Source organism: Exiguobacterium qingdaonense (genome assembly GCF_018617855.1).
In the GTDB taxonomy this organism is placed as follows: Bacteria; Bacillota; Bacilli; order Exiguobacteriales; family Exiguobacteriaceae; genus Exiguobacterium; species Exiguobacterium qingdaonense.
The window spans coordinates 592,553-609,874 of the sequence record NZ_JACSKY010000001.1; the positions used below are offsets into that span (position 1 = coordinate 592,553).

The 17,322-nt window shown below is 50.1% G+C and carries 17 protein-coding genes; 1 reads left to right on the forward strand and 16 read right to left on the reverse strand.

What is annotated here, in order from left to right; genetic code table 11:
- Positions 1-32: 32 nt before the first annotated feature.
- The 14 genes from yihA to KNP00_RS03050 form a co-directional block, all read right to left on the reverse strand.
- A complete protein-coding gene (yihA, locus tag KNP00_RS02985) occupies positions 33-626 on the reverse strand; it encodes a ribosome biogenesis GTP-binding protein YihA/YsxC (protein WP_215142076.1) in 594 nt (197 codons plus the stop codon).
- Positions 627-2,927, reverse strand: coding sequence for an endopeptidase La (gene lon, locus KNP00_RS02990; RefSeq protein WP_215142077.1), 2,301 nt, complete (start codon positions 2,925-2,927; stop codon positions 627-629). It abuts the gene before it with no gap.
- A gap of 73 nt (positions 2,928-3,000) precedes the next feature.
- A complete protein-coding gene (gene clpX / locus KNP00_RS02995) occupies positions 3,001-4,269 on the reverse strand; it encodes an ATP-dependent protease ATP-binding subunit ClpX (protein WP_215142078.1) in 1,269 nt (422 codons plus the stop codon).
- Positions 4,270-4,480: 211 nt separating this feature from the next.
- On the reverse strand, positions 4,481-5,773 hold the full coding sequence (gene tig / locus KNP00_RS03000; RefSeq protein WP_215142079.1) for a trigger factor: 1,293 nt from the start codon (positions 5,771-5,773) through the stop codon (positions 4,481-4,483).
- Between the two features lie 89 nt (positions 5,774-5,862).
- Positions 5,863-6,774: a hypothetical protein gene (locus tag KNP00_RS03005; RefSeq protein ID WP_215142081.1), complete on the reverse strand. Its 912-nt coding sequence runs from the start codon at positions 6,772-6,774 to the stop codon at positions 5,863-5,865.
- A 542-nt stretch (positions 6,775-7,316) separates the two neighbouring features.
- A complete protein-coding gene (locus KNP00_RS03010) occupies positions 7,317-7,829 on the reverse strand; it encodes a metallophosphoesterase family protein (protein WP_215142082.1) in 513 nt (170 codons plus the stop codon).
- Between the two features lie 5 nt (positions 7,830-7,834).
- Positions 7,835-8,425, reverse strand: a complete 591-nt coding sequence (locus KNP00_RS03015) for an XTP/dITP diphosphatase (protein WP_215142084.1) — start codon at positions 8,423-8,425, stop codon at positions 7,835-7,837.
- On the reverse strand, positions 8,422-9,171 hold the full coding sequence (rph, locus tag KNP00_RS03020; RefSeq protein WP_215142086.1) for a ribonuclease PH: 750 nt from the start codon (positions 9,169-9,171) through the stop codon (positions 8,422-8,424). The genes KNP00_RS03015 and rph overlap by 4 nt, the downstream gene beginning before the upstream one ends.
- Positions 9,164-9,967, reverse strand: a complete 804-nt coding sequence (gene racE / locus KNP00_RS03025; protein WP_215142088.1) for a glutamate racemase — start codon at positions 9,965-9,967, stop codon at positions 9,164-9,166. Before racE ends, rph begins: the two co-directional genes overlap by 8 nt.
- A 113-nt stretch (positions 9,968-10,080) precedes the next feature.
- The gene (locus tag KNP00_RS03030; protein ID WP_015881106.1) at positions 10,081-10,344 is read right to left on the reverse strand and encodes a phosphocarrier protein HPr; all 264 of its coding nucleotides are present in this window, start codon (positions 10,342-10,344) and stop codon (positions 10,081-10,083) included.
- A 74-nt stretch (positions 10,345-10,418) separates the two neighbouring features.
- Positions 10,419-10,859, reverse strand: coding sequence for an acyl-CoA thioesterase (locus KNP00_RS03035; protein WP_215142090.1), 441 nt, complete (start codon positions 10,857-10,859; stop codon positions 10,419-10,421).
- A gap of 6 nt (positions 10,860-10,865) precedes the next feature.
- Complete coding sequence (gene sdhB, locus KNP00_RS03040) at positions 10,866-11,666, reverse strand: succinate dehydrogenase iron-sulfur subunit (protein WP_215142092.1); 801 nt, start codon at positions 11,664-11,666, stop codon at positions 10,866-10,868.
- On the reverse strand, positions 11,663-13,420 hold the full coding sequence (gene sdhA, locus KNP00_RS03045) for a succinate dehydrogenase flavoprotein subunit (protein WP_215142094.1): 1,758 nt from the start codon (positions 13,418-13,420) through the stop codon (positions 11,663-11,665). Before sdhA ends, sdhB begins: the two co-directional genes overlap by 4 nt.
- Before the next feature lie 16 nt (positions 13,421-13,436).
- Positions 13,437-14,054, reverse strand: coding sequence for a succinate dehydrogenase cytochrome b558 subunit (locus KNP00_RS03050; protein WP_215142096.1), 618 nt, complete (start codon positions 14,052-14,054; stop codon positions 13,437-13,439).
- A 223-nt stretch (positions 14,055-14,277) separates the two neighbouring features.
- Between KNP00_RS03050 and KNP00_RS03055 the strand changes: the two genes are divergently transcribed.
- Positions 14,278-14,670: a YslB family protein gene (locus tag KNP00_RS03055; protein WP_240542660.1), complete on the forward strand. Its 393-nt coding sequence runs from the start codon at positions 14,278-14,280 to the stop codon at positions 14,668-14,670.
- A gap of 28 nt (positions 14,671-14,698) precedes the next feature.
- Here KNP00_RS03055 and KNP00_RS03060 read toward each other — a convergent pair whose 3' ends face one another.
- Positions 14,699-15,469: an aminoglycoside adenylyltransferase domain-containing protein gene (locus tag KNP00_RS03060; RefSeq protein ID WP_215142100.1), complete on the reverse strand. Its 771-nt coding sequence runs from the start codon at positions 15,467-15,469 to the stop codon at positions 14,699-14,701.
- Complete coding sequence (uvrC, locus tag KNP00_RS03065) at positions 15,466-17,250, reverse strand: excinuclease ABC subunit UvrC (protein WP_215142102.1); 1,785 nt, start codon at positions 17,248-17,250, stop codon at positions 15,466-15,468. The genes KNP00_RS03060 and uvrC overlap by 4 nt, the downstream gene beginning before the upstream one ends.
- Positions 17,251-17,322 lie beyond the last annotated feature (72 nt).

Here is a 17,322-nt window from a genome sequence, read left to right on the forward strand (position 1 = left end):
CAAAAAGACGAAGGAATCCCTTCGTCTTCTCTTCACTCTCCGTCTGTGACGACTGCATAAATCGCCTTCCACGCCTCGTCTTTCCCTTCTGCCGTCTCAGCAGAGAAAGAGACAAACCGATCGGACGGGTCGAATTGAAGCTTTCGCTTCACCGCAGCCTCATGTTTTTGACGTTGGCTCTTCTTGATTTTATCGAGCTTAGTCGCCACGACGATGACTGGAATCTCATAATGCTTCAAGAAATTGTACATCGTCACATCGTCACCCGTCGGTTCATGACGGATATCGACGAGCAAGACGACACCACGAAGCGCTTCTTGACTCGTCAAATATTGTTCCATCATGACGCCCCATTTTTCACGTTCCGTCTTCGATACTTTTGCATATCCGTATCCAGGAACGTCGACGAACATGATTTCATCATTGATGTTGAAGAAGTTGAGCGTCTGCGTCTTCCCTGGTTTCGAAGACGTACGTGCGAGCGCCTTTCGTTGGCAAATCTTATTGATGAACGACGATTTTCCGACGTTCGAACGTCCGGCAAGCGCCACTTCCGGCAACTCATGGACCGGATAATGGTCCGGCGCGACGGCACTCGTCACAAACTCTGCTTTGTTAATCTTCATTTAATTTCCTCCAAATGCTACATCTAGTACTTCATCGAGTGTCGTCACCGGGACGAACGTCAACTTCTCACGTACCGTCTCTTGAATGTCATCGATGTCTCGCTCATTATCTTTCGGAATGACGATGGTCGTCAACCCGGCGCGGTGAGCGGCGAGCGCTTTTTCTTTCAATCCACCGATCGGCAAGACACGTCCACGCAAGGTGATCTCGCCTGTCATCCCGACGTCGCGATGGACTTTCTTCCCGGTCAACGCGGAGATGAGTGCTGTCGCGATGGTGATCCCGGCTGACGGTCCATCTTTCGGTACGGCACCTTCAGGGACGTGAATGTGAAGATCTTGTCGCTCATAGAACGTCGGGTCGATCTCGAACCGCTCCGCATTCGCACGAACATAGCTATACGCCGTTTGCGCCGACTCCTGCATCACATCACCGAGTTTACCGGTCAGCTGGAGTTTGCCCTTCCCTGGCGCGAGCGCCACTTCGATGGTGAGTGTGTCGCCACCGAACGCCGTGTAGGCAAGACCCGTCACGGCTCCGATGGAATCTTCGGTCTCTCCTTTACCGTAACGGTACTTCGGTTTACCGAGATATGTGACGATCGCTTTTTTCGAAATCGTGACCCGCTTCTTCTCTCCAATCGCAATCTGTTTCGCCGCTTTACGGCAGAGCGACCCGATGACGCGCTCTAAGTTCCGGACACCGGCTTCACGCGTGTAGCGGCGTACGACTTCATAGAGTGCCTCTTCCTTGATTGTCAACTGGCTTTTCTTTAGACCGTGCTCTTTCAACTGCTTCGGTGCGAGGTGACGCTTCGCAATCTCCACTTTTTCAAGCTCTGTATATCCACCGATTTGGATGAGTTCCATTCGGTCAAGGAGCGGTGCCGGGATTTGTGAAACATCGTTCGCCGTCGCGATGAATAGGACGTTTGACAAATCGAACGGTTCTTCGATGTAGTGGTCCGAGAACGAGACGTTCTGCTCCGGGTCGAGCACTTCGAGCATCGCTGACGCCGGGTCTCCTCTAAAATCAGAAGCCATCTTGTCGATCTCGTCGAGTAAAAAGACCGGGTTTTTGCTTTCGGCCTGTTTTAAGCCACGGATGACCCGACCTGGCATCGCACCGATATATGTGCGACGATGTCCGCGTATTTCTGCCTCATCGCGTACCCCACCGAGTGAGACACGAACGAAGTGACGTTCCAATGCAGACGCGATCGAACGGGCGAGCGATGTCTTACCGACCCCTGGAGGTCCGGCGAGACAGAGAATCGGACCACGAAGTGAGTTCGTCAACTGACGGACGGCCAAATATTCGAGGATCCGGTCTTTGACCGACTCTAAGCCATAATGGTCGTCATCGAGGACATCGGCCGCGTGTTTCACGTCGAGCTTGTCTTCCGTCTCAATGCCCCATGGAAGTGATGCAACCCAGTCGAGGTAGTTTCGAATGACCGCATATTCCGGAGACGTTTGAGGGACGACGTTCAACCGTTCCGCTTCACGCATGACATTTTTTCGTGTCGTCTCCGGTAAGTCGAGCGCCTCTAACTTCTCACGGAGACGGTTCGGCTCAGACTCTTGCGTCTGATCACCGAGTTCTTGTTGAATCGTCTTCATCTGTTCTCGTAAGTAATACTCACGTTGTGACTGCTCAATCGACTTCTTCGTCCGCTCGCGCATCTCTTGTTCGAGCTCGATCACTTCGACTTCGTGTGCGATAATCTCAAGCAGTTCGAGCCCTCTTTTGACGGCGTCCGGTTCTTCGAGCATCGCTTGGCGAAGTTCGACATCGACATCAAGTTTTGACGTGATGTAGTCCGTAAGTGATTCGAGTCGTTCGTACATCTCAAAACGACGACGTTCGTCCGGGGACATGCCCTTGATGTTTGCGACGAGTTTTCCGAACTGTTCTTTTAGCAGGCGGACGAGTGCCGTTCGTTCGACCTCTTCTCCTTCTGACAATTCGACCGGCTCGATGTTGGCGAACCATCCTTCGTCTGTCGATTCAACCGAGTCGACGCGCACACGTTCTTTCCCAACGATGCGAACCCGAATCGTCTCGTTCGACAGTTCGCTCATCTTTGCGATGTGGACACGTGTTCCAATCGTGTATAAGTCTTCCGGTTCCGGCGACTCATTCCCAGTTTCTTTTTGTGTGACGACAATCAAATCTGTCTCATGCTCCTTTGCGGCAAGGAGCGCCCGAAGTGATAACGGGCGTCCGACATCGATTGTCACACCGATGAGCGGATATACGACGACTCCTCGCAAAGGAAGGATTGGTAATTTTTCCATCTGCAACGCCTCCTGTGCAAAAAGGCCCAAAACTCGGGTGTGCCGAGTGTTTGAGCCTTCTTCGATAAAAGAATTATGCTGTCTCTTTGTTATCCCCTGTCTGTTCGACAGTACCGTCACGAAGGACGTATTTCGGACCGGCAAGACCCGTAATCGTTTCATCCGTGATGATGACTTTCTCGATATCGTCACGCGATGGGACGGTGAACATCACATCGAGCATCATTTCTTCGATAATCGAGCGGAGACCGCGTGCGCCAGTCTTACGTTTGATCGCAAGTTTGGCGATTTCAATCAATGCCTCGTCTGTGAACGAAAGTTCAACGTCGTCAAGCTCGAGCATTTTCACGTACTGACGAACGAGTGCATTTTTCGGCTTCGTCAAAATTTCAACGAGTGCTTCCTCATCGAGTGTCGTGAGCGTCGCCATGACTGGCAAACGACCGATGAATTCAGGAATCAAACCGAATTTTTGAAGGTCTTCAGGGAGTGCCCGGGCGAGCAAGTCTTCTTGCGTCAACTCGCGGTTCTCTTGATCGTTCCCGAAACCGATGACTTTCTTCCCGACACGGCGTTTGACGACCGATTCAATTCCGGCGAATGCACCGCCGACGATGAAGAGAATGTTTGTCGTATCGATTTGGATGAATTCTTGATGAGGATGTTTACGTCCACCTTGTGGCGGCACGCTCGCTGTCGTCCCTTCAAGAATTTTGAGGAGTGCCTGCTGAACCCCTTCACCGGATACATCACGTGTAATCGATGGGTTTTCAGACTTACGGGCAATCTTATCGATCTCATCGATATAGATGATTCCTTTTTCGGCTTTTTCTACATCGTAGTCAGCCGCTTGAATCAATTTGAGCAAGATGTTCTCGACATCTTCACCGACATAACCGGCTTCCGTCAAGCTCGTCGCGTCAGCAATTGCGAATGGAACGTTCAAGATGCGTGCCATCGTTTGGGCGAGAAGTGTCTTCCCGCTACCTGTTGGTCCGATCATGACGATGTTCGACTTCGCAAGCTCGACGTCATCTGCACGTCCACCTGCATTGATCCGTTTATAGTGGTTATAGACGGCGACAGCGAGCGAGCGCTTCGCACGGTCTTGTCCAATGACATATTCGTCTAACACGTTGCGGATTTCCTGTGGTTTTGGAATGTCTTTGAATTCGACTTCTTCCTCTACACCGAGTTCTTCCTCAACGATTTCATTGCAAAGTTCGATACATTCATCGCAAATGTATACGCCAGGGCCAGCGACTAATTTACGGACTTGATCTTGCGATTTCCCGCAAAACGAGCATTTGAGTTGTCCCTTTTCCTCGTTAAATTTGAACATTCGATACACCCCTTCTGTGGTGAAAATGGATGTAAGTGCGATAAATCGCGATTTGCATTTCCTGGTGCGATGCACCTCGAAAAGACAGTTTACATCTCTGCGTTGAAATAATTGTAGCATGAACATATTCCGACTTCAAAGAATTACACATGCAATGTGCTGTGACAGAAAAAAGGACGACCGCTAGGCAGTCGTCCCATCGAATATGAACTTACTTCGCTTTACCGTTTTCTACGAGGATATCGATCGCTTTACGGAATTTGAGGTCACCTTTAAGTGTCTCAAGTCCGCCTTGTGGAGCGAGCATCGTACGAAGTTGGTCAGGTGCGATGTTGTAAAGTTTAGACATTTCTTCAAGCTCTTTCTCAGCATCTTCATCAGATACTTCGATTGCTTCTTTGTCAGCGATTGCTTTCAAGACGAGACGAGCTTTCACGCGCTCTTCCGCTTGCTCTTTCATCTCTTCGCGCATTGCTTCTTCAGAAGTACCAGTGAGCTCGAAGTACATGTTAAGGTCGATTCCTTGTGAAGATACACGTGAACCGAACTCTTGTACCATGCGGTCAACTTCTTGGTCAATAAGAACTTGTGGTACGTCGATTGTCGCATTTGCAGTCGCCTGCTCAACGAGTTGGTCGCGCATTGTACCGTCAGCTTCTTGTTTCTTGCCTGCCTCTAAACGTTCACGGATGCTTGCTTTCAACTCGTCGAGTGTCGAAACTGACTCGTCGATGTCTTTTGCAAACTCGTCATCGAGTTCAGGAACTTGTTTTGTCTTGACTTCATGAAGTTTGACCTTGAATGTCGCTGGTTTACCCGCTAAGTTTTCAGCGTGGTACTCTTCAGGGAATGTTACTTCAACGTCTTTCTCTTCACCGGCAGTCAAGCCGATCATCTGTTCTTCGAATCCTGGGATGAACTGACCAGAACCGATTTCGAGTGTGTAGTTCTCAGCTGTGCCGCCTTCGAACTGCTCACCGTCAGCGAAACCTGCAAAATCAAAGACAGCTGTATCGCCGTTTTCGATCGCACCTTCTTTAACAGCGAGTTCTGCACCTTGCTGCTGAAGTGTTTCAAGTTCTGCTGTCACTTCGTCTTCTGTTACTTCTGTAGCAACAGCTTCGTACTCGAGACCTTTGTATTCGCCAAGCTCAGCTTCTGGCTCAACCACGAATGTCACTTTGAATGCAACAGGTTTGCCTTTCTCGAGCGTGCCGTCTACATCGATGTTTTCGAGCGCGATTGGTTCGAAACCAGCTTCTTCAACCGCACCTTGAATCGTGTCACGGTAGAGAATGTCGAGCGCATCTTGATAGAGTGCTTCTTCTCCATACATTTTGTTGAACATTGGGCGTGGCAATTTACCTTTACGGAAGCCAGGCACGTTCAAGTCTTTGACGACTGATTTAAATGCGGCGTCAACTGCTTTATCAAAAGCTTCTGCAGGAGCTTCGTACGTGAGTACACCTTGGCTACCTGATGTTTTTTCCCATTTTGCTGTCATGCTAAGTCCCTCCAACAATTCGTTTATACCGTACAAAAATGTACAACAATCCGTATTATAGCATAAATCCTCGGTAAGCACACAAGGATTTAGTCTAATAACGCCTGTGTGAAAAGCAGATCCGCCTCTAAAATCGCAGCGGTCAAACCATCTGCTTTCTCGTCATGTAAAATCGAATGTTTCGCCTGTACGAGCGCTTCTTCGATTTTATCTTTTGGGGCTGGAATAAACGGATAATGCGTATACATATAGTTCATCAGCAACTGCGTCCCAATCTCATCGCCCTCCACTGATTTTTGAAGGGACAAGACGGTGTCACTCCATATCTCGATGTGCTCGGTTGCCTCCATCTGTGACATCTCGTTCACCGATTCCCTATCTGTCCATTTGATGACCTCAAGCTCGGCAAACGCCTTCTCTAGGACAATCAACTTGACGAGTTTTGGACGCTCGGACACGAGGAGTTCATGGAGTACATTATCGAGCACAGGGTCGATATGAAAGTGAACGTATTGTAACGCTTCAATCTGCTCTCCCGTACTCCCACGAGTAAGGGTCCGCTTCAATTTCGCGATGGCTGCCGGAAACTCGGTCATCTTCAACACTTGAAGCACTTGGTGCGCCTGTGTATTGACCGCCTCCTTTTTTTCTTGCCACTCGAGATATCGATGGATCCAATGCGCCGCTTCAAACGGTTGGTCCCGCATGATGTAATACTGCGCAACCTGTAATCCGCCTGAGGCCGGTTCTGTCGCCTCTGCCGTATGGATGGTGACGAGTTCTTGCAACTTCTCCAGTGTTTCCGGGTCCTCTGGCCGCTCCATTGCACATTGGAAGATTTCCATGAAAATAAACGGGTCACCCGGTATCGCCTCATACCAATCCCATAAAATCGGTTCGATTCGCTGCCTTTCCCCAGAAGCATCCGCCTCTTGAATCATCTTCTGCAGACGCGACCAGCTCCCTGGGAATGGATAGTCCTGATTCTTCTCCTTCTCCATCTTCCCTCACCCTCTCTCCCATTCTCTTTCATCTTCCGTTAGGACGCGATTCCTTGTCAATCGATTTCCCGGAAAATGAAAAAAGAGATGATCTCCGTAGAGACCATCTCTATTTTAATGGAAGCGTCCCAAGAGGGATTCGAACCCCCGACCGACGGCTTAGCTTACCACCATGACTTTCGTCACCAACATCGTGTTGTTTGTAGTCTGGACTATATCTTCACCGTTTCAGGTGCGACACGTGTAGTCTCTACGGAACCTCACGAGCATAGTGCCCCTCCGTTGACTCTACCTCCACCTCTGTGGACATTCGAATCAACTCGACCCGAACGAACGGGAATGAGTTTCCTCGGTATTACCATCAGCATCATCTGTTAAGGCTTCACCGATATAGTGTCGTCCACTTTATAGGTTTCTGTTTCCCTATAAAGGCTCCTATTTGTCTTGAAGGCCGTTGCTCTATCCTGCTGAGCTATTGGGACATTGACATGAAAACTATAATAGAAAAATGGTTTCCTGTCAATCGATTTCCCATTCAAAACTCATAGTTTCCCTGCGATGTCCAAATCTTCAACGTGAGAACCGTCCTCCGAGCGATAAAAACGTACTGTCGCTTCTCCCTTTTCAAGGTCGAGTAGCGCATACGTTTTATCCGATCGTCCCCGCGGCATGCGAATCGATCCCGGGTTGATGTAGACGACCCCATCCTCGATCAATGCGCCCGCCACATGGGAGTGGCCAAACAGAACGACGCTCGCGCCTACCTCTTCGGCCCGATAGCGCAGACGATTCAAATCGAACTTGACGTCGTGATGGTGCCCATGGACGATTAGAATCGTACCGGCATCTGTCGTCTCGATGCGCTCGAGTGGAAGGTCTCCACCAAAATCACAGTTTCCGCGAACCGTTCGATACGGCAACAAATGCTCATCGACAAGCGCAAGTTGTGAATCCCCACAATGGAACGCATCGTCAATCTCTGATTCATGTCGTTCAAAAATCGTGGTCAGTTCTTCGGTCAGCCCGTGGCTGTCACTCACTATTAGAAAACGCATAAGCTTCATCCTTTCATGAATGGTAAGATTTCTGCCTCTAGTTTTCGTAATGCTTGTCCTCGGTGGCTGACGACCGCCTTTTCTTCACGCTCAAGTTCTGCGGCCGTTTTATGAAGGGATGGGACGATGAAGAGTGGGTCATACCCGAAACCGTTGTTCCCACGTGGCGAGTAGCCAATCGTCCCTTCGATGGTACCGCGTACCGTCAACGTCTCTCCGCCTGGTTTCGCCAGACAGAGCGCACAAACGAAGCGGGCCGTCCGATTCGTTTGTCCGTTTAATTTTTCGAGAAGAAGTGCGTTGTTCGCCTCATCCGACTTCTCTGGTCCCGCAAATCGAGCCGAGTATACACCGGGTGCCCCGTCGAGTGCGTCGACTTCTAGACCTGAGTCATCCGCCAGTACGGCATGCCCGAAATAAGCAGCCGCCTCGGTCGCCTTTAACGACGCGTTCTCTTCAAATGTCGTACCGGTCTCATCCGTTTCCGGTGCGTCGGGATAATCGAGTAATGATTCGACCTCGAATCCGAGCGGGGTCAACATCCCTTCAAGTTCTCTCACTTTACCTGGATTGTGTGTCGCAATAATCAGCTTCATAATGTCTCCTCCGAGCGTTCTCCGACGTACCACCAAGATGCGCCAAGCGCCGCTTCAGCCGTCTTGAATAATGATTCGATCCCTCGCTCTGCGAGGGCGAGCATCTCGTTCATCTCTCGCAAGGTGAACGTCGCCTCTTCTCCTGTCCCTTGCACTTCGACGAAATGTCCACTCGCCGTCATGACGACGTTCATATCGACTTCCGCCGCTGCGTCTTCCATGTAATCCAAGTCGAGGACAAGCTCATCTGTCCGTCCGACAGAAATCGCGGCCACCCCTTCTTTGATTGGCGTATCTCCGAGCTTCCCTTGGCGAATCAAGCGATCGACGGCGAGGACGAGCGCGCAAAATCCACCCGTGATGGAAGCCGTTCTTGTGCCGCCGTCCGCTTGAATGACGTCACAATCAATCCAAATCGTCCGTTCACCGAGACGTTCCAAATCGACGACCGAGCGGAGAGAGCGGGCGATGAGACGCTGAATCTCCATCGTTCGTCCCGACTGTTTCCCGCGTACCGACTCCCGGACGGTCCGATCTCCCGTCGCCCGTGGCAACATCGCGTATTCGGCATTGATCCAACCCTGTTTTTTTCCGCGCAGGAAGTTCGGGACACGTTCTTCAACGGTCGCAGTACATATCACTTTCGTATCACCGATTGAGATGAGGACAGACCCTTCCGCATGCTTGTTCACATGCGGCACGATTTCAACCGGACGTAACTCATCGAATTGTCTCGTATCACGCAATTCCGGTCACCTCGACTTTCTCCGCATGTACCGCACGTCCGAGCCACTCGCTCGCAAGTCGGTCAAACAGTTCGATATCACCCGTCGCATAAAATGCATGTGCCGGAACGGTGTCTAACCCGTTTTCAAGCTCTTGATAATCAAGCATCGCAGCCACTTCGAGTGCCGTCTCGTCCCCTGATGAGATGAGGTGGACGTTTGGTCCGACCACGTCTTGAATGACAGGGGCGAGGAGCGGATAATGTGTACAACCGAGAATGAGTGTGTCCATCTCGGACGGTCGAAGTGGACGAAGCGTCTCTTCGACTACTTGACGTACGTGCTCCCCTGATACGTCCCCCGCCTCCACGAGCGGGACGAACGGCGGGCATGCGAGTGGATACACATCCATCTCACCCGCCACGTGACGAAGTGCCTTCTCGTAAGATTCGCTCTCAATCGTCATCTTCGTGCCAATCACACCGATATGTTTGTTACGCGTACCTTTGACGGCCGCACGGGCACCTGGGTCGATGACACCGATGACCGGGATATCGAGGCGCTTTCGCGCCTCTTTCAAAACGACCGCCGTCGCCGTGTTACAGGCGATGACAATCATTTTGACGTCTTGCCTCAACAAAAACTCAATGAGTTCCCATGTATACGTTTCAATCTCATCATGCGGACGCGGCCCGTATGGACAACGTTCCGTATCTCCGATGTAGATGATTTCTTCTTTTGGGAGCTGGCGCATCAATTCTTTGACTACCGTCAATCCGCCGACCCCTGAATCGAGGACTCCAATCGCTCGTTTCATTTCGCATCACTTCCATTCTCACCTATCTTATCAAAAAACCTCGGTCTGAAAAAGAAACGGTCCCATGACAAAAAAAGACGAGGTCGCCAGCGGCGCCTCGTCCCTTCTTTAAATTACTGAGCAAGACCTTCGCTAGTAAGCATGTCAGAGAGCGTGTTGATCGCTTCTTCTGCATCTTCACCTTCAGCAGTGATCTTGATTGTTGAATCTTTTGCGATACCGAGTGAAAGTACACCCATGATCGACTTCAAGTTAACTGTTTTGCCATTGTACTCGAGGTTGATGTCTGATTGGAACTTAGAAGCTGTGTTAACCAACTGAGTAGCTGGACGAGCGTGAATTCCTGAATCAGCGACGACTGTGAACGTTTTTTCCATGAGATGATGGTCTCCCTTCAAAATTCAATTCTACAGGCGAACCGGCAGAATATTTTTTGTTTGTGAACTCATTATCAAATGATAGCGGATTCGCAAAAATTCTGCAAGCGATTTTTATATTCCGGAGTCCATTCTGTAGGACGACCTTCCTTCGTTAAATGAACGAGGCTCGTCCGTCCTGCGAACAAAAGTTTCTCTCCGTCATATGCCCCGTAATGAATATCACATGAAGTGTTTCCGACCGTCAAGACATTGGCATGCACAGTCAACTGTTGACGCGGCATGACTTGTCGCACATAGTCACATTGCGCGTCGGCGACGACGACAAAGCCATCTTTTAAAGAGAACCCTGTCGCCTCTAGCAACTCGATTCGCGCATCTTCAAAGTAGATGAATGGAATCGTATTGTTCATATGACCGTACGGATCGCACTCTGAAAAGCGGACTTTCACATCGAGTGCGACCCCTCTTTTGACACGTGCTTCCCAATCCGGCTCTCGATAGTACTTGGTCATCGGCGCTTATGCCTCAACCGCAGAACCGGTGCGACCTTTGTCACTACCGAAGAACTGTTTGAACGAGTGAAGCGTCGTTTGGCGGTTCATGGAAGCGATTGATGTCGTGAGCGGGATTCCTTTCGGACAAACCTCGACACAGTTTTGTGCGTTTCCGCACTGCATGATGCCCCCTTCTCCCATGAGCGCCTCGAGGCGTTCTTCCGAGTGGAAGGCACCTGTCGGATGCGAGTTGAACAGTCGGACTTGCGAGATGGCAGCCGGTCCGATGAAGTCTGACTTGTCATTGACGTTCGGACATGCTTCAAGACAAACCCCGCACGTCATACATTTTGACAACTCATACGCCCACTGTCGCTTGTTCTCTGGCATACGCGGTCCTGGTCCGAGGTCGTACGTCCCATCGATTGGAACCCATGCCTTCACTTTTTTCAAGGCGTCAAACATGCGTTGACGGTCGACTTGAAGGTCACGGATGACCGGGAACGTCTTCATCGGCGCAAGGTGGATTGGCTGTTCAAGTTTATCGACAAGGGCCGTACACGATTGGCGTGGCTTCCCGTTGATGATCATCGAGCAAGCACCACACACTTCCTCTAGACAGTTCATGTCCCAGTTGATCGGTGTCGTCTTGTCCCCGTTCGCATTGACCGGATTTCGACGGATTTCCATCAATGCCGAGATAACGTTCATGTTCGGACGATACGGCACTGTAAATTCTTCTGTATAGGTCCCCTTATCCGGCCCATCTTGACGCTCGATGATGAAACGGATATCTTTTTGATCAGATTGCATTGGCGTCGTCATTTCGTCTTCGCCCCTTTCTTCGAGTAATCCCGTTTACGTGGCGGGATTAACGAAACATCGATGTCTTCAAATGAGATATCGACTTCCCCTTCTTTGTAACGTGCCATCGTCGTCTTCATGAACTTTTCATCATTACGTTCCGGGAACTCCGGTTTGTAATGTGCTCCACGACTCTCGTCTCGCATCAATGCACCGAGCGTGATGACGCGCGCGAGGTCGAGCATGTGGTCAAGCTGTCGAATGAACGATGCACCTTGGTTGCTCCAGCGTGCCGTATCCGTAGCTGAAATGTTATAGAAACGTTCACGCAATTCTTGAATTTTCTTGTCGGTCGCTTCAAGTTTGTCGTTGTAGCGAACGACTGTGACGTTGTCCGTCATAAGTTCACCGAGTTCACGGTGGATTTGGTACGCGTTTTCCGTCCCGTCCATCGAGAGGATGTCATTGAAACGCTCGATTTCTTCACGCTCGTTGAAGTTGAAGAGTGCGTCGGAGACGCTCTCTGTCGCCTGTTCGAGACCACGCATATAGTGAACCGCCGCAGGACCCGCTTCCATTCCGCCGTGAACGGCTGAAAGAAGAGAGTTCGCACCGAGACGGTTCGCGCCATGCATCGAGTAGTCGCACTCACCGGCAGCGAAAAGTCCTGGAATGTTTGTCATTTGATCGTAGTCGACCCACAGTCCGCCCATCGAATAGTGAACGGCCGGGAAGATTTTCATCGGTACTTTACGTGGGTCGTCCCCTACGAACTTCTCATAGATTTCGAGGATTCCACCGAGCTTGATATCAAGTTCTTTCGAGTCTTTGTGAGACAAGTCTAGATAGACCATGTTCTCGCCGTTGACACCGAGTTTTTGGTTGACACAGACGTCAAAGATCTCGCGGGTCGCGATGTCACGCGGTACGAGGTTTCCGTAAGCCGGATATTTTTCTTCGAGGAAATACCAAGGTTTTCCGTCTTTATACGTCCAGACACGTCCACCTTCTCCACGAGCCGATTCACTCATGAGACGGAGCTTGTCGTCCCCAGGAATCGCCGTCGGGTGAATTTGAATGAACTCTCCGTTCGCATAGACCGCACCTTGACGATATACCGCTGCCGCAGCCTGTCCCGTGTTGATGACCGAGTTTGTCGACTTACCGAAGATGACCCCTGGACCACCTGTCGCCAAGATGACCGCATCGGATGGGAACGCTTTAATTTCCATCGAGCGTAAATCCTGACAGACCGCTCCACGGCAAATCCCTTCATCGTCGATGATCGCACGCAGGAACTCCCATCCTTCGTATTTCTCGACGAGACCTTGAGCCTCGTACCGACGGACCTGTTCATCGAGTGCATAGAGGAGTTGTTGCCCCGTCGTTGCTCCTGCGTATGCCGTACGGTGGTGAAGTGTCCCACCGAAACGGCGGAAATCTAAAAGACCTTCCGGCGTACGGTTGAACATGACACCCATTCGGTCAAACATGTGAATGATCTTCGGGGCATTCTCTGCCATTTTTTGAACTGGCGGTTGGTTGGCAAGGAAGTCGCCACCATAAACCGTGTCGTCAAAGTGTTGCCAAGGAGAATCACCTTCCCCTTTTGTGTTTACCGCTCCATTGATTCCCCCTTGGGCGCAAACTGAATGTGAACGCTTGACCGGTACAAGCGAGAATAGTTTTACCGGAACACCCATCTCTGCCGACTTGATTGTCGCCATGAGTCCAGCTAGACCGCCACCGATGACGATCAAACTTTGATTTGCCATATACAATTCCCCCTAATTACAAGATGCCTGCAAACGTCAAAATCGAACGGATGCCGACATAAGATAGTGCCAAGAATACGACACCTGATACGTAGCTCATGAGACGTTGCGAGCGAGGTGACTGTGTGATTCCCCACGTGATCGAGAACGACCAAAGACCGTTCGCGAAGTGGAACGTAGCCGAAAGAATTCCGACTATGTAGAAAATAAGCATGAGCGGATTGTCGACGATGTTTTGCATCATCTCCGCATTGACCTCAACCCCCCGTAGCTTCGCAAGGCGTGTTTCCCAAACGTGCCATGCGATAAAGATCACGAGGAAGACTCCCGTGAAGCGCTGGAAGATATACATCCAGTTCCGTGCGTATGAATAACGGTTCGAGTTGATCGACCCGAGAAACGCATAGTACACTCCATACACGCCATGGAAAATCATCGGCAAGGCGATCACCGTCACTTCAAGGAAATACAGGTACGGTAAGTTCTCCATGAATTTTGCTGCTTTGTTGAATGACTCCACCCCATCGACGATGTAGTAGTTGACCGACAAGTGAACGATCAAAAACAATCCGATTGGAATGACCCCAAGTAGCGAATGGACTTTACGACTGAAATAGTCACGTTGCGCTGCCATTCTAGTTCCCCCTTTTCACGAGCATTGGCTCGTTTTGTCAATAAAAGCGTTTTCAAATGCAGATATAGCTTTCTGTCTCCTATTCTACTCTTGTGAAAATTGTATGACAAGACAACCTAACCGATTTGTGCCACATTCTTTTTCAAAAATACAGGATGACCAAAATCCGATTGGTCGTTATAATGATATAGAGAGATTGGAGTGATGGGATAGAATGGAAACGATGAGCCAACCAATTTTCGCGATCGAACTTCTTCGCGACTATGTGTTGACGGACTTGCTTGGTGAGGATTATGCCCAAGTCATCTATTGGTCAGGAAAACGGGTCGCCCGCAAGTTCCCAACGATGTCTGATGATGAACTGGCCGCCTTCTTTATAGAGGCTGGTTGGGGAGACCTGACAGTCAAAAAGGAGCGGGGGAATAAATTTACATATGAATTGATTCCACCACCTTCGACTCAGGCTAAAGCGACAGGTTACTATCAGCTCGAAGCTGGATTTTTAGCCGAACAGATCGCCGGTCGTTTCCAATGCGTCGCAGAAGGGTACGCCGATCCTGCCCGAAAAGCTGTCCAAATCACCGTCCAACTAGACCGAAAAGACGATTACGAATAAGAGTCGATGCAGACATCGACTCTTATTTTTAATTCTGCTGAAGTTGCTCGTTCATATACTGACGTACTTCATTGAGTTCGTGTTGATCAAATGTCACGTCTTCCCCCTCGTAGCCCTGAGTCGCCTTATCGACGACGTCGACAATATTTCCTGGAAAATGTCCCTCGTTCAACACCCACGCCCGTACTTCTTGTTTTGATAGAATCGTCCGATCCCGTTCATACGCGAACACACGAGTCAAATTCAGTATGCTATACATCGGATTCTCTTCGATGTTCTCCAGACACTCGAGTGCATCCATTCGAATCGCATCAGCAAAATGAGCCGCTGTATATCCATGGAGCATCTCACGAATCGGTCTCCCTCGCCAAATCATACCTCTCTCTACAATCACATGTACGTGAGCCGCCAAATCCGGGTCGGCCAATCCCTTTTGCAAATCGACACGTACTTCACAATCGGTCCCCTCGAAGCGAGAACGCCATCCTTCACTATAGTGAAACTCGAAAGGGCTCGGATGTCGCCAATGCATCAACTGTTCAATGCTCAAAATACTTAGCTCGAGCGGATAAGGTGCGTTCGAGTGCGACAGGCAGCAGTCGATGAGTCGTTCTCGATCTTCACGCGTCAATGGCTCTGACACGACGAGCAACAAGTCCACATCACTATGTTTCGGATGAAAGCCCCCCATCGCAAGCGAACCATGGATATATACATGCTCTACAGTTGGCAAAAAACGATCGACCGCCTCCATGAAAGAAGCGATCACACTTCTTACGGCAATCGGAAGGTCCTTCATTCGTCCGTCTCCTCATGCACATATTGAAGCACGGTCTCCGCTAATTTTTCCGGCAATCCTGCTTCCTTCAGTTGTTCGAGCGATGCCAGTCGAATTTGTTTCATCGATCCGAAATGGCGGATGAGCTGTTGACGACGTTTCGGACCGACACCCGGAATCTCATCTAGAATCGACTTCGTCATTTTCTTCGTCCGTAAGCTACGGTGGAACGTGATGGCGAAACGGTGCACCTCATCTTGCATCCGCTGCAACAGATAAAAGGCGCTCGACCGTGGATGGAGCTCGACGACGCCCCCACCTTCCCCGAACAATAGTTGGCTCGTACGGTGACGGTCATCTTTTTTGAGCGAGCCGACCGGTAAGTCAAGGCCAAACTCGTTTTGGATGACGTCAAGTGCCGCGTTCAATTGACCGACTCCACCATCGATTAAGAGAAGGTCAGGCAGTCGTTTATCCTCGGTCAACAGACGACGGAACCGTCGACGGACGACTTCGCGCATCGTCTCATAGTCATCCGGACCTTGAACTGTCCGAATCTTATATTTTCGATACTCTTTCTTGAGCGGCTTCCCGTCCTCAAAGACGACGAGCGCCGATACGGCGTCCGCTCCTTGAATGTTCGCGTTATCGATGATATCGACACGCGACAAGTTCGGAATGCCGATTGCTTCCCCGAGTTCGCGCATCGCAAGTAGCGTCCGTTCTTCGTCGCGGGCAAGCAACTCGAACTTCTCGTTCAACGCGATTGTTGCATTTTTCGTCGCCAAATCTAGTAATTGTCGCTTCGCCCCACGTTTCGGTTGCATCACCTTCGTCCCGATTGCGTCGTTTAAAAGGTCGAGTCGCACCGTCTCCGGTACGAGCACTTCTTTAGGAAGGACGTTTTGTTCATAAAATTGAACGATGAAGCTCTCCAGTTCTTCGGCTGGCTCACCGTGCATCGGGAAGAGCGAAACGTCACGTTCAATCATCTTGCCGCCGCGCATGTAGAATACTTGGACACACATCCAGCCTCGGTCAAGCGTATAGCCGAACACATCACGTGCCGTCGGGTCGGCCGTGATCATATTTTGCTTGTTCATAATCGATTCGACAGAACGAATCTGATCACGCAGCTCGGCTGCCCGTTCGAACTGCATCTCTTCAGCAGCGCGTCCCATCTCAACTTTTAACTTTGCGAGCGTCTCGCTCGTCTCACCGTTCAAGAAACGCCGAATCTCATTGACGATTTCTTTTTGTGTGTCCACTTCAACCGCCAGTTCACAAGGACCTAAACATTGACCGATATGATAGTACAAGCAGAGCTTTTTCGGCATCGGCTGACATTTCCGTAGTGGATACAGTTTGTCGAGGAGACGTTTCGTCTCATTTGCGGCATAGGCGTTCGGATATGGGCCGAAGTAATGCCCACCGTCTTTCTTCAACTTTCGTGTCGTCAAAAGACGGGGATACGGTTCGTTCGTGATTTTGATGTACGGATACGTTTTATCGTCTTTCAAGCGAATGTTATACTTCGGGTCGTGCTTTTTGATGAGCGTCATCTCAAGTAGCAGTGCCTCGAGTTCACTTGCCGTCACGATGTATTCAAAGTCCCGGATTTCTGCAACGAGGCGCATCGTCTTGATATCATGGGCACCTGTGAAATACGACCTCACTCGATTCTTTAAATTTTTGGCCTTGCCCACGTAAATGACCTCATCATACTCGTTTTTATGCAAATAACATCCCGGCTCATCCGGGAGGAGCGCTAATTTATGTTTAATATGGTCGGTTTGACTCAATTTCTTTCACCTCAGTTTATCTTCCTCAAAGACGGGAAAAAGAGTGTGATATCTCGCCAGAGGAGGATTTTA

Bases quoted from the DNA above. Each gene is read 5' to 3' on its own strand.
- KNP00_RS03005 (WP_215142081.1), bottom strand. From the start codon at position 6,774: ATGGAGAAGGAGAAGAATCAGGACTATCCATTCCCAGGGAGCTGGTCG.
- sdhB (WP_215142092.1), bottom strand. From the start codon at position 11,666: ATGACGACGCCAATGCAATCTGATCAAAAAGATATCCGTTTCATCATC.
- KNP00_RS03060 (WP_215142100.1), bottom strand. From the start codon at position 15,469: ATGAAGGACCTTCCGATTGCCGTAAGAAGTGTGATCGCTTCTTTCATG.
- KNP00_RS03015 (WP_215142084.1), bottom strand. From the start codon at position 8,425: ATGAAGCTGATTATTGCGACACACAATCCAGGTAAAGTGAGAGAACTT.
- lon (WP_215142077.1), bottom strand. From the start codon at position 2,927: ATGGAAAAATTACCAATCCTTCCTTTGCGAGGAGTCGTCGTATATCCG.
- KNP00_RS03050 (WP_215142096.1), bottom strand. From the start codon at position 14,054: ATGGCAGCGCAACGTGACTATTTCAGTCGTAAAGTCCATTCGCTACTT.
- KNP00_RS03030 (WP_015881106.1), bottom strand. From the start codon at position 10,344: ATGGAAAAAACGTTCACAGTCGTCGCTGATTCAGGAATTCACGCTCGT.
- KNP00_RS03010 (WP_215142082.1), bottom strand. From the start codon at position 7,829: ATGCGTTTTCTAATAGTGAGTGACAGCCACGGGCTGACCGAAGAACTG.
- yihA (WP_215142076.1), bottom strand. From the start codon at position 626: ATGAAGATTAACAAAGCAGAGTTTGTGACGAGTGCCGTCGCGCCGGAC.
- KNP00_RS03035 (WP_215142090.1), bottom strand. From the start codon at position 10,859: ATGACCAAGTACTATCGAGAGCCGGATTGGGAAGCACGTGTCAAAAGA.
- racE (WP_215142088.1), bottom strand. From the start codon at position 9,967: ATGAAACGAGCGATTGGAGTCCTCGATTCAGGGGTCGGCGGATTGACG.
- sdhA (WP_215142094.1), bottom strand. From the start codon at position 13,420: ATGGCAAATCAAAGTTTGATCGTCATCGGTGGCGGTCTAGCTGGACTC.
- KNP00_RS03055 (WP_240542660.1), top strand. From the start codon at position 14,278: ATGAGCCAACCAATTTTCGCGATCGAACTTCTTCGCGACTATGTGTTG.
- clpX (WP_215142078.1), bottom strand. From the start codon at position 4,269: ATGTTCAAATTTAACGAGGAAAAGGGACAACTCAAATGCTCGTTTTGC.
- tig (WP_215142079.1), bottom strand. From the start codon at position 5,773: ATGACAGCAAAATGGGAAAAAACATCAGGTAGCCAAGGTGTACTCACG.